Here is a 19,175-nt window from a genome sequence, read left to right on the forward strand (position 1 = left end):
CCTCACAATAGACCTACAATTATTGCATCATGGACATCAAATAAACGGGAGGCACCAGGATAAACAAGATTCCCTTCAACTGCATCATCAATACTCCTTTGAGCGAAAACAACTAAGACAGTATCTCCCGCATTAATAGATGGTTCTAACTCTACAGGCTCGTTAAATGTAATTTGAGTATGATCACTGTTCGGTATAGATACTGAGATGGCCGTATTGTTTTTTATCTTTACTCTTTCAAACATTACTGGAACATCATTAACTACCGATAACTTCTCAGGCGCACGATTCATTTCTTTTACCATGAACAAAGGTTGAATTTTAGCTGTTCGAGAGTCTTCATTGTACGAAAGAACTTTACAGGGCATGCAGGTATTTATAGATAGAAGTATTTGATTTTTAAAATTAGAATAAAACTCAGAAGAATTACTCAAGTAATCACCTCTACTTCTGAATAATATGAATCACCTTTTCTGTAATGCTTACCTTTTCGCACTCGAAATTTACCTTTAACAAATACTGATTGCAATTCAATGATAGAAGCCGTATTCATTCTATATTGGAGCAAGGATTTTACTTTGTACCCCTTAACCACTTTTCCGTTTTTTTCTTCTTCGAAATACTCTGGAGATCCAATTAGACCAGTATCAGAGTTAAGAATGAATTTAGTGTTATCTCCCTCTTTTATCGAACGGATATAAGCATTCGAACGACTGATATAGAAGCTCGCTTCACAGTCTTTAGCTATCTTTTTCATTGCATCAACAATAGGACCATTAACTGAAAAGCCTTTTTTATAGACAACATTTTTAGGTAACTTGATAACTGCAATTTTCAAACCAAGCGCTTTCGCAAGCTCTTTTAATATTTGATCACCTTTTATGCCTTTTTTGAATGTTATCTTTATTGTTTTCTTATTATCAATTGGATAACTATCAACTACAGAGACTTTTGTAGCCCTATCAGCTCCACCCTTCTCAGATGAAACTTTTGAGATGTAGCCCGATAGGATAACACCTTTATCATTCTTATAACCTGCATTCATGGTTATTTTTACACCTTTTTTGAGCTTACTTAATGTAGTATCTGATAAATTGTAAACAACGATTTCGCTTATGTTGGGATCTGGATCATCGTCAAAAGGAATACTAAATTCTATTTCCAATGTTTCACTAGACATCTTCAAATCACTCGTTATAATCTCAGTGACCCGTCCAAATTGAATAGTACTCATAAATCATTCACCAACCTTAAAAACACTGTTACATTAAGATTTTCAAAGGTCACTCGTTGCTCTTGTCCTGATTCATCAAACGGGATGATTGTCGGACCAGGAAAACGTGAATCAAATACTTCTTCAAATAGAGGAACTCCATAAGTGAGTTTTTCACCATATACTAAAACCTCTTCATCTTTGTATAAATCCATAGTAAAGAAATCATGTACCAGATTATAATTAATCTCCATCTCAAAGAGTTCAACACCTAGCTCAATTTCAAAGCGATAAGGAATGAGCTCTTTTTCTATCTCAATGAATTCAAAGTTCATTCCTTATCACCCCACTTTTATTTTTGATCCGATTGGTATTTGAGTTGCTGGATACTTGTTATTTTTTTGAACGTCTTGCCACTTCACACCGTATTTCTGGGCTAAAGCATAATAGGTATCTCCTTTTTTCACCACATGAGAAATAGGCAATTGTTTTTTGTTAGACGTTTGCTTACGACCAACACTAGATACACCTGCGACAGCCGCTTTTGTTTTCTTTGATAAAGATACATAAGAAGGTTGAGCAAAGCGAACTTCTATAAGCTTCATGTTAAAATTGAAACCGTTCATTATTTTAGAGTCAGCATCATGAGAAAAGGACGCAATCATCAAGTTATGATAGATTCTGCGTCCTTCATATGCCACTAGAGTTCCTTTTGATTCAATTGTTGATAATCTCCCCAATAGTGTTTCTAATGATGTATTATCTGGTCTTATTAATTTCCCACTTATAGATAAGACTATTGGTTTGCGTTCTACATGGTCGGTTAAATTGATACCCTTCTCGACTGGATGAGATGGCAATTCAACGTCATTTTGAAGCTCTTCTTTTAATACATCAATCTTTATTCCGTTTATTTTTGCCATCTCTATCCCTCCATTACTACTGGAAATATAGCCCCTAAATCGCTATACCACCCTTCTAATTCTTCTCTAATACTCCTTGCAGTTTCTTGTGGCTTATCTGAACCTTGTACAATGATTTGAACCGGTGCTTGTACAGTGGTTGAAGAAGTATTACTGGAAATAGGTGATGCACTATTGTAACTAGCACCATCTAAATCAAGTGTAGGATCTGTTCCATCACCTTTTAAGATACCTGTATTACGTAAAGCATCAGCTTCATCTTTTGGTAAAACTGCCTCGTCTTTGTGAAGATAAGCAGGCATTTCATCGTAAGGAACACGACCAAGACCGACACTTAAACCAGGCACCTTATCAGTTACCCATGAAACTGCACCACCGATTTTATCTCCGACATCGAAGTTTTTCATTGATGAGGTAACGCTACCTAGTTTTTTAATTACCCATTCAATCGAATCAGCAATTCCGTCAAAAGCCCAAGCAATGCCGTCTAGTATTGGCTTCATGACAACCCAAGCACCTTCTAATGCACTGGCTGCTAAAGGTAATAGTGGGATAATTACTTCTGTTACCATAAATTTAGCTGCACCAGATATAGCTTCGAATAAATCGCCAGCAATCCTTAATATTGGCGATATTATATTGAATACGGTTTCGATTATAGAGCTTGCAACTGGCATCAATGGGATGATCACATTTTCTATCAAACCGACGATAATTGTTTTTAAAGTATCGAACCAATTCATTGCACCTGAAACTACATTACCGATGAATTCCATCGCAGTTCCAATAAATTCTTGAGCAACTGGCATTAGTGGAACAATTACCTCATCAACGAATGATGTTACTACCGTTTTACCTAATTCAAAACCTTGTTCAATTTGATCTACAAATAACACAATGCTATCGACTAACTCTGGCGGTACTCCTAATTTTCCATAAAGAGTCATAGCGCTTGAAGCGCTCATCCCATCACCAGAAAATAACTCTTGGAAAACACCGATTACATCGACTATTACAGATTTCATTTCAAATATTTTCCCTACACCATCCGATAATAATTCCATAAATGGTCCCGGATCAATATTTGAAAGAATCTCGCTAAGCCACGATAATGTATCTACAGCTTGATCTAAAATTGGTGTGCCTGCTTTTTCTAAGAAATCTTGCCAGGCTTGTTTCAAGTTCCCCATTTGGTTTTCAAAACTATCCGATTCCTTAGCAGCCTGTCCCAAAGCTCCTGAAAGTTTGTTGCCGTCTTCAACCATTTTCAGTAAAGTTAATTGTTTTTGCGCTTCGTCCAATTTCTTAAAGGACTTCCCGTATAATTCATTAGCTGCTGCATTCCTAGTTGTTTCTGTAGCAGATATTCCTAATGCGGCATCATTTTCGAAGTTACCTTTTAAAAATGACTGCATGGTTTCCGAAACATCTTCTATAGATTTATCATAAAAAGCAGCACTATCCGCCGCGGCTAACGTTGCACGTTCTGACAGTGATAGGGCTTCTTCTGTACTTGCTCCCGTAGTTTTAGCGAAAGCAGCCATTTGTGTAAAACTACTTTTTAGCCTATTTGGAAGCATACCAGTTTCTTTTGCGATTCTATCAAGACTGGAGGTGGAATCTTTTTCAAGTTCTCCAAATACAGAACTAAATTGAGCGTTCATTGCTTGAGCTCCAGCAGCCGCCTCAATAGCTCCTGTCGTAAAATCTTTAAGTGCTGCACCAATTCCAAGAGCAAGTAAGGCAGAACCAACGGCTAGTACGCCTTTCTTTAGTACTCCCATACCCTTATCTGCTTTTTTTACTTCGTTATCTAGATTATTTAGATTTGTATCATCTAAATTACCAACCTCATCCGCAGCACCATTAATAGTATCCTCTAGATCACCAAATTCATCTGCTAGATCTCCTACGTCGTCTATTGCATTATCAATAGCAGATACATCAATTCCCATCAAACTTCTTATTACATCATCAATTTTTCTATCTAACTGAGCAAGGGGACCATCTGCTATATCCATGCCTATTGCAACGTTTACATCACGTAAGGACGACATTCAAACTAACCTCCCCTCGCTTCTTTTAACCTTTGTGCATAGCTATCTAAAGCCGCATTAACTTCTAATAACTCATCCAAAGTCATAGTTTCTGCGCGTTCATAACTAAGTTTTTCTTCCATGATTGGACGCCAAAAGACCCAATTTTCATCAACTGTTTGTCGATGTACATGAATGGGTTTAGCCCTCTTGAAAGGTAAATTTAACAGCCGCGGACATTACCTCTGAAAATCCTCCTGCTTCCTCGAAATGATCGAAGTCTACCTTTCCACCATCTTCCAAGAAAATTACATGTTCCATCATATCTTCATAAAGTGTTTCAGATTGTTGTACACCATGTTCATTCTTAGATTTATCACGCATCTTAATCGATTCACGTAACCCAGGATGTTGAAATAAGTATTTATTACCGTTCTTTTTTGATTCAAATGTTTTTTGTTCACCTTTTTTAGCCATCTGCTTTCGCTCCCATTCTTTTCGTTTTAAATGATTGGTAATGTGTGTTTTTTTCATAGCAAATTAAAAAGAGTGAGCATGAGCCCACTCCCCTTTCTTTTTTTATTTAACTGTGTAGTCAAATACTTTAAGTGTATATACGCGACTAGTAGCTGATTTTCCAAACTCTTTATCGGATGGTTTAGTTACCATCGCTTTAGTACCGCCTACCACTTCTTTTATTTCATTATTCGAGTTTACCCAGACTGGAATAAGCGTTCTTGCATTTGCGAAGCCATCCAGTAAAGAAATGGATGGGGATGTTTGATTTAATGTGATTTCTATTGTTCCCATGCCGTCTCCGTTAATAGAAACGACTGCATCACCTTGTGCAGAAGAGGACGCTTCAAAATTATCGTTGTCCTTTGATGCCTTTACCATCGTTCCATCACCATAACCGGTAATAAACATACCTCCAACAGTCGTTACAACTTTACGGGCATCATATGTTCCAATATGTCCTGTCATTGATTACCCCTCCTTAATAAACCATCTCGCCTAAAACAGTTGCTTCATGAATAGCACCTGCAAGTTCTAGGCTAAATGATAATCCTTTATAGTGACGTTCTACACGATCAGCAGCGTTTGTTTGTGCGCGGTTTTTCGCTGTAAGAGTGTAAAGTGGTTGCTCCGCTTCATCAAGAGCAATAATGCCTTGTTGCCCTGCGATTTCTAAGATTGTACGTGCTTCTCCTTCTATTTGTGGAATTCCCACATCATCAAATGAAATTTTGTCGTTATTTGTGAAAAGCGTTGAAATCGCTTGTTCCATGTTCACTTTCACCCAGTCTTTACCGTGAATAACGTCAATGTACTCACCGCTCAGCATAGTACCCTCTGAGGTTTGATAGACACCGCCTTTAGATACATAGGCAAAACCGTTTAACGCATGAATAGCAAGTAATGTGGTTTTGTCATAAGGTGCTGGATCTATCCCAATAAGCTTTTTAAACTTATAAGTAATGGAACCAACCGTTTTAGAACCATGACCACCAATTAATGCTAAATGTGGATATTGCGCTAGTTTGTCATGCATTATTACAAAAGTGCGATCATATTTTTTAGCTGAAATAGTCTCTAAATCTGTTAGATTATCAACAGTATGTGCCGCAATCTTAAACCCTTCGCCTTCTACCACATCTGAAATAGCAATGAAATCAGATACTGAACCTGTTGCCAGTGAAACAAAGTACCAATCCTCACCGTAATATTCAGCAAGTGTTTCTGCAGCAGTTATTGGCGTTGTTGCGCTCGAATCGTATGTTGCAATTGCTACTTTCGCTGTACTTGTATCTCCTTGTTTAAAGGCTACTTTCGCCGCTTTATAAGCATCTGTTGTCGTAGGGAAATCTTTTTCTACACCCTCAATATCCCCATAGATTTTAAACGACTGAGCGCCAGTCTTATCTGCTAAAATTAAAGGTGTACCTAAACCTTCTAATGCAGACGGCTTTTTAATGTCAATAATGACTGTTACGTCTTTTAATGGCATGTTATCCCTCCTAATTAATTGTTACTCTTTCAATTACATCAATTTCGTATGATTCTTGACCCCGTACTCGCAAACGCAAATCAAAACCACATCGTCTTTCATAAGCAACAGTTAAAAAAACATCACGATTTGTTGCGTTTAACACGTCAACAACTGTAATGTTTTTGTCTGATAAATCAATATGACCCTTACCCAAGAAGTAAGCACGTGCTTTATGCGTATAGTCTTCTGCATCTTCTATTGTTGCTGCATTGCAAGTGATTGAAAACACAGATTCTACATCCTGTTCAATTGTTTTTATATTACCTGTCAGAGATTCTGCAACTTGTCCTACATTTTGCCCGATTGTAGTCTTCTTTATAGAGATGAATGGATATTCTGGCTGTTTTCCTATACTCTCTGCTTGAATGACTTCTATACCAGTATAATTGGATAATCCATTTTGCAATGGAATCCAAATGTCATCATATTTAATCAATCTTACCTACTCCCTCACGCCATTTCATAAGATAAATAAAAACATCCGTGAACTCGCTGAAATCTTTAAAAGCTTGGACAGTGTAAAAATCGTTTTTATACTTAACTTGGACACCTAATTCAATTGGAGTTGTAGTAAATAGCTTTTTTTCTTTTAAAGTGTACACACCGTTTTCGATATAACTGAGCTCTTCACCTATACTTTTCGAGCCTGCAACAACAGGTAAAATGATACCAAACATAGGTACCTCACTAGGAACACCTGGAGTCCATTTACCATTAACATGACTTCCTTCACCCCTCAAAAAAGCAGTAAAAGGAACGCCATTTTCTTCAATTACTTCTTTAAATATCATAATTTCAGGCATTATTTGGCACCACCCGAAAAGTAATACTCCTGCGTAAACCACCTGAATCTATTAGTGGATTGCTAGATCCTTTTTTACTAATAGTCGAAGGCGCATTAGGTGGTGCATCTAAATCGGTGATTTTCTCTTGAATATCTCCTACCATTTTTGCTCCTAAGCGGGCATAAAGCGTTTGTGCATCTATTTTGAAATCCATAACATTATTTAACTGCCTTTTGACAAACTCAAACCATTCTCCTTTTTTTTCATCAAAGGTAGTCCTCATAAAAGATCGTTCGGGTATAACAATCGAACCTCTTTCTTGTTGTATGGTCACTCCAAATTCATGCACGCTTGCAATCATGACATAAAAAGAATCATCATCACCAAAAACACCAACCTCCACTGCGTATCTCCTTAACTCCCTAATCTCCTTAATCAACTGTGGAATTTTGTTCGTATCAGTAATGCGGATAGTTATTCCTGCCATATTAAAGCACCACCAAGTTAATAGATTTTTTTGGCTTTAACTGTTTTTCTAAAGCATCTATTAATCTTTGATATTCTTGCCCGTAACGTGTAGAGAAAATGCCTTCTAGCTTATTAGGATCACTATATTGACGTTCGATTACGTCAACTTTCTCACGAACAACAAGCTTATTATTTACAGTCGCTAAATGAGCTGCTAAATAACGGGCTAATCTTTCTTTATATTGCTCTGGTACTATAAATGACAAAGAGGATACTTCCAATGAAGCATCCTCAATGAACATTGTTAAACGTTCGTCGGGTATAGAAGTAAATTCATTTCCCATTGCTTTTACACGTTCAATTGTTGTTAACACGGTATTCCACCGCCTTTTTATTTATCTTGATTTAGCAATTCAGCGATACGCTTATCTATTGCATCAAGAACTGTTTTGCGATCTTCATCCGCTTTCAATTCTTCTAAAGTATCAACATCGAATGTATCCTCAATCAAAGCAATTAATTCCTTTGCATTAGGCTTTGTCTTTTCTTTGTCGTACACAAATTCACCTTTTTGATCTAAATAAGACATCAAAGGATGAGCAATGAACTTCTCAAAGTCCTGCTCATCTACTTTATTTGTTCCCGGAATAAGCGTTAATCCGTTTGCTTGATAAGAGTGATTACCTTTGTTTTGTACTAACATATCAATTCCTCCTTAAATTCCATCAGCGCGGCAGATTGCCATCGGGTAGCGGATAATTAAGCCTGTTGTACGTTCTTCAAAAGGCACTTTTGTGTTTGGAAATGCATATTCTTGTGGATGTCTCATAATATCCAATGGAATGCCTAGTTGTACGACATCTGGTGAAGAATCTAAAACTACAAAACAATCAGTACTAGCTAACCCTTTGCCTTTTATGTCATTGATTGTCTCGATGGTTTTAAACCAATTCTGAGAACGAATATACTCCAATACTGTTTGTTGAGTTAAATCGTTAAATGTCTTTTCTAATTCTTCAAATGAATCAGGAGTTAAAAGTAAAGTATCTGCCTCATGGCCATTTAATTTGTTAATCATATTTTTAGCTTTACGGATATCAGTAACGACTTCTTTGCCCGTCTTGTCCGCCCACTTCGTAGAGGTGCCAGCTTCATTTTGCGGCACTGCATAAACTTGAATACCTACTGCATCAGTAAGTCCTTTAATTTTGTGCTTAGAGTCTCCAGAGAAAGCAATTTGATTTTCTTTTTCTGCAATTGCTTTACGTACCGTATCAGCCTTTGTCACTTCAATTTGACGATTAGCCATTTGAGCTTCACGTACTTCTTGAACTGAAATATTGAAAGCAGCAGCAATTGAATAGATTTTAACTGTTTCTTCCGTTAAATCAGCATCTACCAAAGGTACGTCATTTGCACCGGGAGCTAGAATTTTAGCGACACCAGAGCGAGTCAGAACGTCATAGCTATATGTCTTAGCTCCTGCTGGAATATCAGTTTTTAGAGAAAAAATTGAGCGTGCTTTTAGCTCTGAAGCGTGTGGTTCATACACTCTTTTGTCGATTGCATTTAGATCTTGAGGACGAATCAATGCGTCCATACGTAGTTGTGTCATGTAATAATATCCTCCTTAAGGTAAGTTAATTTCGATTTCAACTAATTGATCAGCTGAAGCGTTATTTTTGAATACTGCGTTTGTAACGTCAATTACTGCTGCACCTGATGCTACAAATTTTTGTGTTGCTGGATCTACTTTTACTGGTTGTCCGTTAATGACGTCTCCACCGGCAACAACGAATATACGACCTCGCTTCATAATTGCTGCAGGCTCCCCTACTGGATAGTTTTGGTCATCTTTCTTTTCCACCCAATCATGAATGTTTTGCGCAAGCGCAATACCAATAACGGTACCAGCAGTAGCGATAGGTTTAATTGCAGTCCCTGTTGCGTTTAATTGAACTGCAGCACCGAAAGGCACTAAAGTTTCAACCGCATATGTGTCCGCTGTGTAGTCTTGATAATTTGATAATTGACCTGCTTTACCAGCTGGCTCCATGTAATCTGAATAATTTGTAATAGGCATGTGTTTTCCTCCTTATTTTTTCTGCATATTTAGACGTTTTTGTTTCAATTCCTCAAGCTCTTTTTCATTGGCTTTTGAATCACCAGTAAATGCATTGTTTGCACCTGTAGAAGAATAACCAGTTGACTGAACTTGCTCAACTGTTGCATCAAAAAAGGCGTTGATATAGTCATCCGACTTACCATCACCTTTAAATTCTTCTTTAGTTGTAGAAATAACAGCTTCTTTGATTTCACGTTCTGTTTTACCAGTGAAGTCAAAGGAATCTCCTAGTAACGGTTTAGCTGTGCTGATTAAGGCAACACGTTCCTCGACTTTTTTATCCATTTCATCAGCTGATACTTGTTTTTCTTTCGCTTCCTTGAGATCCTTTTCAGTGTTTTGCAATTTCACTTCAAGCGCATCAAAACGTCCCTGTAAGGAATCCAATCCAGCCACCTTTGTTTCAGCAGTTTCTAATTTAGCTGCTTGTGCTTCTAAAAATGATTTAACAGCTGAATCTACTTCATAGTCTTTTCCATCAATTTTGTACGTCGGCATCTTATGCCCTCCCTTTTCTTCTTTTTCAATTTGCCATGCATCACTATCAGAACGAATAGCCACCTCTGGACCAGCTCGCCCTTGGTCAACAATGGCAATGTGATTAATCTCTAAGTTACGCTGAACATACTCATATGTTTGTCCGTTATAAACTCCGGATTCAGCAACAACGTCACTCATAAAGCCGATACTTATTTCTCGCTTGCCATCATAAACCTTTTGAATAAGATCTTTATCCGTAATTGTTAAAGAGACAAATAGCTTTAAATCTTCTACACGTGCATCGGTGTGACTCATTCCCTTTGCATATGTTTGATAGTTGTCTATTGTCACCGGTTCATTTGGATGTTCATCTGTAACGGGCTTAGAACGTGCAGAACGAATAGTACGATCATTAAAAATTTCATCTGGCAACTTAGCTTCCATTTGGACTGTGCCATCTTGCCGTTGATATGGAAAAACACCAGGGCGTGTAATCGGTACCTGTACCGTTAAGTAGCCTTCTGGTGTTTCTCCGTAATCATTTATAAATGATTTGTCATAGCGCTGTAGTTTCAATCAATTTCACCCCCTTCCAGCGAAAATAAGACCCAGTATCACAATATTTAACTGTTTAATTGGATTCGATTTACTTTTGCGTCCTTGTAATGACGACCTTTTTTCAAAACATAACCATAGTCTAATAAACATAGCTGACGTTCCGCTTCGATTGGCGAATAATATAAGCACGATTCGCTTACATCTTTATCGAATCTGTTTGACTTTAGATTAAAAAATTTACTTTTTGATTTAGAAGTGATTACCCATACAGGGAGTTCAATGCCCATTCCCATCATTCACTGACCACCTTCAATATATAGAGAATAGTTAATCATCATCAAAAACAGGAATAGCCACACATCTACAACGATAATCTTCACCAGGTAAACCGACTTCTGGTGGATCATCATAAGTAAACACCATGTCACTAAGTTCTCTATGGGATTCTCTTACTCTTTCATCTTTAGAAGTAAGCCATTTAAACTTTTCAACACCCATTTGCTGATGTCTCTTTGCAGTCATTTGCCCTAATATTGATCCTGCTTGGTCTACCGCAATAAATTGAGCACGACTTTCAGTCATTCCAATTCTTTCGACAAGTTGATTCCGTATTACTTTAGGGTTCGTACCACCCTTAACACCTGTTTCAATGATTTCTTCAATCTTTTCAACGTAGTCATCTTGAATCTTGGTAATATAATTTACATTTTCAGCAACTTTCGCTTTCATAAAATTATTCAGCCAAGGTTCAGTTTTGGTAGGATCAATTCCTCGTATTCTTCCTTGTTGAAACATGTTACTTTTATTGAATTGGTTCAAGCTTGCAAGGAATGTACCTGCTGCATCTTCTTTTCTTTTACTTGAAAAGGTTTTGGATGCCTTGTTTTTAAATGACTGAAATATGCTTTTAAATACGTCGAAAAATCCATCAACAATAAAGTCATGTTTATCTTTTCTGTTGAGCTCAATCTGGCGTTCAATATGTTGATCAAACATTTTTAGTGTTTCTTTACCTAATTCTCTAACCATTTTGGTAATTGCTCGATTATATGAGACCGCAACTGCATCTGGAAAACGTGTAAGAGGTACCTTACGCTTGGCCATTTCGATTCTCCTTATAAGAACCATAGATTTCATTAGCCATTTCCTCTAAATCAGCAGAATCACCACTAAACTTCAGTTCATCAGTTAATCCAAATTGTCCAAAACGTGTTTCTCTAAGTTCATCTGCCATAATAATTCCGTTTACCAAATAGATTTGGTCTGTTTCTGCTACGATTTTTCGTATTTCAGCATCTGTCTTGGAATCTACACTCCAAAGAGGATTGAATTTAATCTCCCATTCGAGCGAGTCAGGATCAATACGACCACCTAGTTCTTTTTCAGACATTAACAACATACGAACTAACCTTTCGAGATGCGGTTTCATTTCGTTTTCTTGGTCCGCTACTATACGAGAGTAATAGTTCATGACATCATATTGAGCTCCTGTTATTGTGCCAGCCTCTTGACCTTTAATAACCGTTTTTGGCATACGTGCAGCACCAGAAAGTATATCCCAAACATAATCTAGCAAGTCTTTAATACCTGTTACAGAGGTTGATTGTTTAGTCAAACTTTCTCCTTCACCAATCATGGCAAGAGCTTCAGTTCTAAACATGAAATCCATAAGCATGGAAAGCTGTTGTTTATCTTTACTATCTAAATTCTCGATATCCTTTGATGAATACACCTTAAAAGTAAAGTCATGAAGTATTTGACCTACCGACCATAAGGACGTGTCTAGTACAGTTAAAATGTCGTACATCGGCTCTAGCAATGATTGACCTTGGTATTCATCCTCTAAGCGTCTCGTTTGGTCATGCAATAAACGAGAAATATGCACTGCCGATTCTGATTCGACTGTCTGAATACCGTTACGTGAATTCCGATTAATACGCAGCTCCTCTAATTGTCCGTATTTTATATCGAACATGTCTTCATTAATTAAAAACTCATTAACTTTGAGAGAACTAAATGCATGTAAATAATCAACTGAGTACAGTTTTTTCATATCCAATGGATCATTTAACGTAAATTTATTTCCTTGAGTAACACCCAACGATATAAAACCATCACCACGCAATCGCTCATAAGAACGCATCTTCTTAAAAGCTTGCTTGGCTTTCAAGTCTGATAACTTACTCATAATATCTCTTGCGAGTTTTTCATCCTTCATGCGAAGAGTGAACCAATTACGCGTCATATCCTCTGCAGGAATCTCAATGATATTTTGCACAATACGACTATCAGCATATAAAGCAGAAAGTTCATCTTGCGACAATTTACGTCGCGCACCTGCTACTTGACGAGTTAGTTTGTCTTTACTGTTTGCTTTACCATTACCTTGCATAAAGTCATTACGTAACTCTTTTGCTTGATCAATTGATTTCAGTTTAACCACCTACTTTCCTAACAAATTTCTGTAACGATCTAACGGATTAGCATTGTTTGAATAGAGCTGATTCAATGCCTGTGTGGTCATATCTACTAGGTCATCATGTGCAGCATTAGGGAAACTTACTAATTCCTCAATTAAGTCTTCAACCCACGCACACATATTGGGATGAGGCAAATAAACATTTCCAGCCTCAAATAAAGGAGACACCGCATTAGCGCGTGCCTCCTTTCCTCCGTCGGGATTAACTGGAACAATACCGCTGATTTCATCTTTCAACATTTCGATGATAGCTGTACCATTCGCTTTATCCTCAATATATTTACTTCGTGCATTCGGCCATTTATCAGACATAGCACGAATCGCTTTCATTGTTTCTGCAAAGCCCATACGCCTGTGATCAATATCGAATAAGAAATACTGGGCTTTCTTGCGTCCCCATACACCACCAGCTACAAAGTCACTTGTTTCAGAGTCCTTAAATGTACAATCCCATGACTGTGCCACCTTATCGAAATGGGTAGGTAATAATAGAATTTCATCACTCAACGACCATTCATTCTTTTGTTCTGGTGTACGGACGTAATACTTAATCCATTCACGTTTAAAGATGTTACCTCCTGCAGGCGAAGGTCTTTGCTGATAAAGAGAAGCCCATGTACGAGAACCAACCTCGCTCTTTTTATCCTCTGCCCACTGAATATCAAAACCAAGTTCTGGACAGAGGGGTTCACCTATAACACGACCTAATAAATCTTCTTCATCTTCTGCTATAGCCGGTAAACATAAACGAATCCATTTTCGAGGACTACGAGCAAGTAAACGTCCGATTAAGTCATCTTCGTGCCATCTAGTCATAATAACAATGACACTAGCTCCATCATGCAAACGAGTTGAAAGAGTTGCTTCCCATTCATCCCAGATATTATCTCGGATAGTCTGGGAGCTAGCTTCTTTCATATTTTTGATAGGGTCATCAATAATCATTAAATCGGCACCTTGTCCGGTAATAGAACCTCCAATACCAGTAGCAATCATGCCACCACGTTTACCTTCAACACCCCAGTCTTTTGTAGCTGCATTAGAATCAGATAATTGAACCTCAAATAACTCATTAGAAAACTCATTGAATTTATTGCGATTCAAACGCCCAAACTTGGTAGCCAAACCATCAGAATATGCAGCTGCAATTACTCGTTTATTAGGATTTCGACCAATGTAATAAGAGGGAAATGTCTCTGTTACCGTCATCGATTTACCGTGCCTTGGCGGCATTTCAATCAATACAGATAGTTGTTCACCATCAGCAATCCTTTGAAGTACGCTACACACTAATTCTGTATGCTTGAAATGCGAATAATGACCATGATGTACAAATTCCACATAATCACGATAATTGCGTCGAGCTAGTTCTTTTTCGGCTTCGTGGGATAATGCTTCAATCTGTTCGGCGCTTAGAGTTGGCAATTGCTCTCAACTCCTCTGTACTTAATCCGCTGAAATCTACTTTATTATCTATAGTTCCAGTGATACCCACCTCTTGTTTTTCAGTCCACATAGCATGCCGCTTACCTAATAATTCAGCTGCCTTTATACGTTCACCCATTGTAGGAGGCATATCTTCATCAATTGTCTGCACACCCACATCGACACTACGCAGTGTTGCAGCGGTCGTCTCACCTCTAGCTATAGATGTAAGCAATTCAAGAATCTCTTGTTGATCAGCAACACGCTCAGACTTTAACTCTTCCATACGATTCTCTATATAAGATTTTACGTTAACATTAGTTAACATTCTGCTACTTGCTGCCCTTGCTGTCTCATCCCTTTTCACATTAGGATATGCACGTTTGTAAGCTTCTGTGGCATTCCCTAACTCAATATAGTTATCTGCAAACGCTTGTTGCTTTAATGTTAATTTACGTTCAATCAATGGCATCACCCCGTTATGCTATTTGCTATTTATGACATAAAAAAAAGCACCTCATAAGAGATGCGAAATTACTGTTGCAATTGTTTATATATATTCAAAATGACTGTCTGGAGTTTAAAATTATAATTACTGCTATCATTTTGGCTATCAAAAACGTATTCTGAATCATCATTAAAAAATAATGTTAGAGATGTTGATTTTCTGTTTTTATGTTTTAGTTGAACTTTAGTAATGGTACTTAAATTTCTATTTGTTATAGAAATATATCCATCCTCTAAAAAGTTAATAACTCTTATTCTATTTTTTTCAAATAAAAATAATTCTGCGTCCTTAATAGTCTTCTCTTTGAAAAGGAAATTCTTTGGGTAAAAAAACAATATCTTATCCTCTTCTACAACGTCTTTCAATGAATAATTTTGATCTTCAACTGTAGAGTTATTAAAACTCAAGCTATTCATATGCTTTAAAAACTCTGCATATGTTATTTCCATCATAATTACCACCTCCTATTGACAATATTCGTCAAAGAAAGTGAAAATCCTCCTACAAAGCATCGCAAGATGGTATACGAAAACTATTTTTCGCCCGGGGGACCTACCTAGCCGACCCTCCTTCCAGTTTACACCGCAGATTTTTCTTTTGGCAAATAGTGGTCGTTTTGTGCGTTCTGTGCGTTTCGTGCGCTAACAATGATATCGATGATTTGATGCTTTCGTTCTTTTACGTAAGTAACTCCTACACCTAGCTCACTTGCTATTTGTCGATAAGTCCATCCATCTAGAATGTGATCATAAATAATGTTTGTTCTTAAATCTGAAAATGTGTTCGTGAAGTTTTCTAATATACTTACGCAGTATCTCATATAAGTAAGTCGTTCCAATTGCTTTCGTTCTCTAACATCCATCTTTTTTAATTCAGATTCACTTTTACCGGAAGAACCTTTTGGCATTGCTGCATCTAAACCATATTGAGCGACTCCCCAGTTATCCATAGGAATTTTAAAACCGTACAAAATCTGTTCTAATCTAGCTATCTCTGTTTTCATCATCTGATAATCTGCAATAATTGATGCTATTGAAGTTCCGGTTTTGAACATTTTCTCCACTCCTATCGTTTATTTCGTACAGCTCCACCAACACGTCGGTACGTTTGTCGATTGCACCCCATCAATTCCTCAATTTCCTTACGTGTGAGCGTTTCTTTCTTCTTGTTGCTTGTATTCGTGTGTCCATTCCTTAAACCCTCTCTATCGACTTGTTTTAACCCTTTTTCGATAACCTCTGATTGAATCGTTCTCATTCCCATCTCTCCCTTAGATGAAATAAAAAAAGAGGACAACAAATGACACAGCGGTTGCTGTAATCGTTCGTTGTCCTCCAGTTGGCTGGGTGGACTATTATTCTAAATTACTTTTATATTCCTGCAGAACCTTTAAATGTCCAATAAAACTCTTTCTAATTGATTCATTTGATTCTAATATCCACTTTTTCAGGTCATTATTTTCATTTAAAACAATTAATTTATCTTTACTCTTTAATAATTCTATAGTGGATATAAAGGCTTTGTATTGGTGGAATGTTAAATCTATTATAGCTTTTAAGTCTAAAAAATCTTTATATACTTTCTGAGGTATATAATCATCATTTATTTTCTCCAGTCTAGTTGCACACTCTTTCATAGCATTTAATTCTATATCCATTGAATTCTTTTTTGTTCCTTCTTTTAACTTTGCAAATCCATGAATAGAATCTAAAGTTTGAAGGTAAGTGTTTGACCACATATCTATCAATTCAAAGGATTTTTTAAAGTTGTTATTTATTTCTTTTACTTTTTCTCCTCTTCTAGAGGAAATGTCACGATGCATAACGTAAATAGCTATACTACCTGATATAAGAGCTCCTGTTAATGCCCCAGTAAAAGTTGATATCGGGCCCCATATGTCACTGTTTATATTTAAATTAACTTGAGAAAAGTTCATGAAGAAAATTAAAGTTAATAATGATATAAATAAAACACTTATAACTATATAAAGTATTATTTTTTCCAATTTACCTTTTTTCAAAACTCTTCCCCCTGCTCGACACGCATCCTCTTCACTTTCCCTTGATGCGTCACAATCTTATATTCCCCATGTGTTGGAAGTTCTCTGAGTTTTGCTTTGCCGTCGCAGATAACAATCACACAACTTTTAGGTAGTTCCATTATATCAACTTCTAGTTTCATTGTACTAGGGTTTATATTTAAATCTTCCATATTCATGAAACCCCCTACCCGAATATCCCTTTTTTCCGTGGCTTGATTTTCCCTATCTCAGCTCTGTCTAGTATTAGAAGAGCAATTTCTACTGGCTTTCTCTTCATTTCCTCCGAAATACGCTCAATCCCATATCCTTCTTTCCAATAACACACGAAAGTTTCTAATTCTCTTTCCTCAAATACCATGTTCACCTTGTGCTTATCGTCTTCAAATAAAAAGTAATTCATGCTGTCACCTCACTTAGAAAGGCAAATCATCATCTTGCACATCAATTGGTCCAGAACTATTTGCAAACGGATCTTCATCCGCTCTGGTGTAGTTCGATTGATTATTTGTTTGAGATTGCCCTGTAGTGCCGTTGTTTTGGTAAGCCTGTCCATTCTTCGGTTCAAGGAATTGAACGCTATCAGCAACGACATCAGTAGTATAAATTCTTTTCCCATCTTGCCCTTCATAGCTCCCCGTCTGAATCCGACCTTCTACTCCTGCTAAACTACCTTTTTTCAAGAAGTTGGCCGTATTCTCGGCTTGCTTTCTCCATACGATAATATTTATAAAGTCTGCATCTGGTTGTCCTTCTGACTTAAACGTTCTGTTAACTGCTAATGTGAAGCGAGCCATCGCTACTCCAGAAGGAGTATATTTAAGCTCTGGATCTTTTGTTAATCTCCCAACTAATACGACGCGGTTAATCATTTGGAATCCTCCAATGCTTTTCTAGCTATTTTTCCTTCATCTTGCATAACCTCTGATTCTGTTAGATAACTATCAGGATAATCAGCAAAGTATCTATTGTTTTCAACATCAGCATAAAACTCTAACGCTTTACGTAGTTTCTTATTCTCTTGCTCAAGATGTGCATTATCAAAGATTGCTACAGTTAATTTATCTAATCGTTCTTCATCCGTCATACTCTCTCCACCCACTTTCTAACAGGCTTTGTTATAGCTTTTTCTTTAGAATAGCCTAGCTTTTTGTGACGTACTCTAGCCATTTCTAAAGTAATGCCATGTTTACGCATGATTTTTTGTTCCTCTGCACTAAACAATGAACTTTCTCGGATTTTTCTCATGTTTGTGCTCCTTTCCTAAGTCACTTTATATTCGTACAGAGTATTAACTACATTGCTAATTTTTGTGTATATTCTTCTATGACTCTCGCAAATATTTCATTTACTAAAGTCTGTGGAATGTTCGAACGATTGTTATAACCTGCCATTTGGCAAAACTCTATTTTATTTGGTATAACTACGCTTTTTAAATTCAATTGCAAATTAGACTTAAATTTTGTAGGCTTCTTTACTGGGTAATCATCATAGTTGTTGTAATAAGTTAGATTTTCGTAAGGGATTTCAAAGCCTAATATTTTTTCGATGTAATCCCATATCTTACTACTAGCTGGGTTTTCAATAATAAAATAAGTAGGGTTGTATTTTTTAATGATTTGAATCAAATTGACTGTGCATAATTCCCCATTAATACGTTTTACCAACGACTTTTCAGGTTTGAATTGATACCTCTCGTAATCCTTATAATCCCGTATTGTGAATCGAGAAAGTGGAGTTTGCGGTTCAAAAAGAGAATCTCCTTGTTCTTGTTTCCAACATGCATTACCTTTATCCATAGCACTCGCTACGCTCCAAGATTCACATGGAGGAGATGCGATAATCAAATCGGGTTTAGGTAAATTATCCAACGTTTCATATAAGGTTTTGTCACCGAATAAGTAACTATAATCTGCTAAATTCAAATTAATAAAATGGTTATTTTTATTCTCTATATCCAAACCAATACTATAGACTTCGATATTCGCAAAATTTGAAGCTCCATTAAAATAACAACCGTTGCCACTATCAAATAGTGCCCAAGTTACAATTTTATTTGTCATCTCTTTCACCTCTTTTAATTCACT

The 19,175-nt window shown here is 36.9% G+C and carries 31 protein-coding genes; all 31 read right to left on the bottom strand.

The genetic code is table 11. The annotated features are described in order from the left end of the window. Positions 1 to 2: 2 nt before the first annotated feature. Positions 3 to 434 carry a Gp138 family membrane-puncturing spike protein gene (locus MKY60_RS17250; RefSeq protein WP_340930777.1) on the bottom strand — a complete coding sequence of 144 codons (432 nt, stop codon included), beginning with the start codon at positions 432 to 434 and terminating at the stop codon, positions 3 to 5. Beyond that, on the bottom strand, positions 431 to 1,234 hold the full coding sequence (locus MKY60_RS17255; protein WP_340930778.1) for a phage protein: 804 nt from the start codon (positions 1,232 to 1,234) through the stop codon (positions 431 to 433). The genes MKY60_RS17250 and MKY60_RS17255 overlap by 4 nt, the downstream gene beginning before the upstream one ends. After that, positions 1,231 to 1,548 (bottom strand): phage baseplate plug family protein, encoded by a 318-nt coding sequence (locus tag MKY60_RS17260; protein WP_340930779.1) that lies wholly within the window; start codon positions 1,546 to 1,548, stop codon positions 1,231 to 1,233. The genes MKY60_RS17255 and MKY60_RS17260 overlap by 4 nt, the downstream gene beginning before the upstream one ends. Positions 1,549 to 1,554: 6 nt before the next feature. Next, positions 1,555 to 2,136 (bottom strand): LysM peptidoglycan-binding domain-containing protein, encoded by a 582-nt coding sequence (locus tag MKY60_RS17265; RefSeq protein WP_340930780.1) that lies wholly within the window; start codon positions 2,134 to 2,136, stop codon positions 1,555 to 1,557. A 2-nt stretch (positions 2,137 to 2,138) separates the two neighbouring features. Continuing rightward, a complete protein-coding gene (locus MKY60_RS17270) occupies positions 2,139 to 4,193 on the bottom strand; it encodes a phage tail protein (protein ID WP_340930781.1) in 2,055 nt (684 codons plus the stop codon). Between the two features lie 180 nt (positions 4,194 to 4,373). Beyond that, on the bottom strand, positions 4,374 to 4,649 hold the full coding sequence (locus MKY60_RS17275) for a hypothetical protein (protein WP_340930782.1): 276 nt from the start codon (positions 4,647 to 4,649) through the stop codon (positions 4,374 to 4,376). Between the two features lie 102 nt (positions 4,650 to 4,751). Then, positions 4,752 to 5,156: a phage structural protein gene (locus tag MKY60_RS17280; protein ID WP_340912905.1), complete on the bottom strand. Its 405-nt coding sequence runs from the start codon at positions 5,154 to 5,156 to the stop codon at positions 4,752 to 4,754. Between the two features lie 13 nt (positions 5,157 to 5,169). Next, positions 5,170 to 6,180, bottom strand: coding sequence for a DUF3383 family protein (locus tag MKY60_RS17285; RefSeq protein ID WP_340912908.1), 1,011 nt, complete (start codon positions 6,178 to 6,180; stop codon positions 5,170 to 5,172). A 10-nt stretch (positions 6,181 to 6,190) separates the two neighbouring features. Further along, the gene (locus tag MKY60_RS17290) at positions 6,191 to 6,658 is read right to left on the bottom strand and encodes a phage neck terminator protein (protein WP_340930783.1); all 468 of its coding nucleotides are present in this window, start codon (positions 6,656 to 6,658) and stop codon (positions 6,191 to 6,193) included. Then, positions 6,651 to 7,025: a hypothetical protein gene (locus tag MKY60_RS17295; RefSeq protein WP_340930784.1), complete on the bottom strand. Its 375-nt coding sequence runs from the start codon at positions 7,023 to 7,025 to the stop codon at positions 6,651 to 6,653. Before MKY60_RS17295 ends, MKY60_RS17290 begins: the two co-directional genes overlap by 8 nt. Next, on the bottom strand, positions 7,018 to 7,494 hold the full coding sequence (locus MKY60_RS17300) for a hypothetical protein (RefSeq protein WP_340930788.1): 477 nt from the start codon (positions 7,492 to 7,494) through the stop codon (positions 7,018 to 7,020). The genes MKY60_RS17295 and MKY60_RS17300 overlap by 8 nt, the downstream gene beginning before the upstream one ends. 1 nt (position 7,495) lies before the next feature. After that, complete coding sequence (locus MKY60_RS17305; protein WP_340930789.1) at positions 7,496 to 7,849, bottom strand: DUF4054 domain-containing protein; 354 nt, start codon at positions 7,847 to 7,849, stop codon at positions 7,496 to 7,498. A 17-nt stretch (positions 7,850 to 7,866) separates the two neighbouring features. Continuing rightward, positions 7,867 to 8,178, bottom strand: coding sequence for a hypothetical protein (locus tag MKY60_RS17310; protein WP_340930791.1), 312 nt, complete (start codon positions 8,176 to 8,178; stop codon positions 7,867 to 7,869). A 12-nt stretch (positions 8,179 to 8,190) separates the two neighbouring features. Further along, the gene (locus MKY60_RS17315; RefSeq protein WP_340930792.1) at positions 8,191 to 9,090 is read right to left on the bottom strand and encodes a DUF2184 domain-containing protein; all 900 of its coding nucleotides are present in this window, start codon (positions 9,088 to 9,090) and stop codon (positions 8,191 to 8,193) included. A gap of 15 nt (positions 9,091 to 9,105) precedes the next feature. Next, positions 9,106 to 9,558, bottom strand: coding sequence for a structural cement protein Gp24 (locus MKY60_RS17320; protein WP_340930793.1), 453 nt, complete (start codon positions 9,556 to 9,558; stop codon positions 9,106 to 9,108). A 12-nt stretch (positions 9,559 to 9,570) separates the two neighbouring features. Beyond that, complete coding sequence (locus MKY60_RS17325; RefSeq protein ID WP_340930794.1) at positions 9,571 to 10,656, bottom strand: DUF2213 domain-containing protein; 1,086 nt, start codon at positions 10,654 to 10,656, stop codon at positions 9,571 to 9,573. 47 nt (positions 10,657 to 10,703) lie between these two features. Next, entirely contained in the window at positions 10,704 to 10,934 is a 231-nt protein-coding gene (locus MKY60_RS17330; protein WP_340930795.1) for a hypothetical protein, read from the bottom strand. Between the two features lie 31 nt (positions 10,935 to 10,965). Further along, a complete protein-coding gene (locus MKY60_RS17335) occupies positions 10,966 to 11,742 on the bottom strand; it encodes a phage head morphogenesis protein (protein ID WP_340930796.1) in 777 nt (258 codons plus the stop codon). Then, the gene (locus MKY60_RS17340; RefSeq protein ID WP_340930797.1) at positions 11,729 to 13,081 is read right to left on the bottom strand and encodes a DUF1073 domain-containing protein; all 1,353 of its coding nucleotides are present in this window, start codon (positions 13,079 to 13,081) and stop codon (positions 11,729 to 11,731) included. Before MKY60_RS17340 ends, MKY60_RS17335 begins: the two co-directional genes overlap by 14 nt. After that, the gene (terL, locus tag MKY60_RS17345) at positions 13,082 to 14,542 is read right to left on the bottom strand and encodes a phage terminase large subunit (protein ID WP_340930798.1); all 1,461 of its coding nucleotides are present in this window, start codon (positions 14,540 to 14,542) and stop codon (positions 13,082 to 13,084) included. Continuing rightward, positions 14,514 to 15,008, bottom strand: a complete 495-nt coding sequence (locus tag MKY60_RS17350; protein ID WP_340930799.1) for a terminase small subunit — start codon at positions 15,006 to 15,008, stop codon at positions 14,514 to 14,516. The genes terL and MKY60_RS17350 overlap by 29 nt, the downstream gene beginning before the upstream one ends. A gap of 68 nt (positions 15,009 to 15,076) precedes the next feature. Next, the gene (locus tag MKY60_RS17355; RefSeq protein ID WP_340930800.1) at positions 15,077 to 15,502 is read right to left on the bottom strand and encodes a DUF3908 family protein; all 426 of its coding nucleotides are present in this window, start codon (positions 15,500 to 15,502) and stop codon (positions 15,077 to 15,079) included. A gap of 125 nt (positions 15,503 to 15,627) precedes the next feature. After that, on the bottom strand, positions 15,628 to 16,104 hold the full coding sequence (locus MKY60_RS17360; protein WP_340930801.1) for a sigma-70 family RNA polymerase sigma factor: 477 nt from the start codon (positions 16,102 to 16,104) through the stop codon (positions 15,628 to 15,630). Positions 16,105 to 16,115: 11 nt separating this feature from the next. Next, on the bottom strand, positions 16,116 to 16,307 hold the full coding sequence (locus MKY60_RS17365; protein WP_340930802.1) for a hypothetical protein: 192 nt from the start codon (positions 16,305 to 16,307) through the stop codon (positions 16,116 to 16,118). A gap of 97 nt (positions 16,308 to 16,404) precedes the next feature. After that, positions 16,405 to 17,070, bottom strand: a complete 666-nt coding sequence (locus tag MKY60_RS17370) for a hypothetical protein (protein ID WP_340930803.1) — start codon at positions 17,068 to 17,070, stop codon at positions 16,405 to 16,407. Then, the gene (locus MKY60_RS17375) at positions 17,067 to 17,267 is read right to left on the bottom strand and encodes an XtrA/YqaO family protein (protein WP_340930804.1); all 201 of its coding nucleotides are present in this window, start codon (positions 17,265 to 17,267) and stop codon (positions 17,067 to 17,069) included. The genes MKY60_RS17370 and MKY60_RS17375 overlap by 4 nt, the downstream gene beginning before the upstream one ends. An 8-nt stretch (positions 17,268 to 17,275) precedes the next feature. After that, positions 17,276 to 17,491, bottom strand: coding sequence for a helix-turn-helix domain containing protein (locus MKY60_RS17380; protein ID WP_340930805.1), 216 nt, complete (start codon positions 17,489 to 17,491; stop codon positions 17,276 to 17,278). 13 nt (positions 17,492 to 17,504) lie between these two features. Further along, on the bottom strand, positions 17,505 to 17,960 hold the full coding sequence (ssb, locus tag MKY60_RS17385; RefSeq protein ID WP_340930806.1) for a single-stranded DNA-binding protein: 456 nt from the start codon (positions 17,958 to 17,960) through the stop codon (positions 17,505 to 17,507). Beyond that, the gene (locus MKY60_RS17390; protein ID WP_340930807.1) at positions 17,957 to 18,175 is read right to left on the bottom strand and encodes a hypothetical protein; all 219 of its coding nucleotides are present in this window, start codon (positions 18,173 to 18,175) and stop codon (positions 17,957 to 17,959) included. Before MKY60_RS17390 ends, ssb begins: the two co-directional genes overlap by 4 nt. Further along, positions 18,172 to 18,336: a hypothetical protein gene (locus MKY60_RS17395; protein WP_340930808.1), complete on the bottom strand. Its 165-nt coding sequence runs from the start codon at positions 18,334 to 18,336 to the stop codon at positions 18,172 to 18,174. The genes MKY60_RS17390 and MKY60_RS17395 overlap by 4 nt, the downstream gene beginning before the upstream one ends. Before the next feature lie 47 nt (positions 18,337 to 18,383). Then, positions 18,384 to 19,151 carry a hypothetical protein gene (locus tag MKY60_RS17400; RefSeq protein WP_340930809.1) on the bottom strand — a complete coding sequence of 256 codons (768 nt, stop codon included), beginning with the start codon at positions 19,149 to 19,151 and terminating at the stop codon, positions 18,384 to 18,386. Positions 19,152 to 19,175 lie beyond the last annotated feature (24 nt).

Origin of the sequence: Psychrobacillus sp. FSL K6-1415 (assembly GCF_038003185.1) — a bacterium.
Lineage (GTDB): Bacteria > Bacillota > Bacilli > Bacillales_A > Planococcaceae > Psychrobacillus > Psychrobacillus psychrodurans.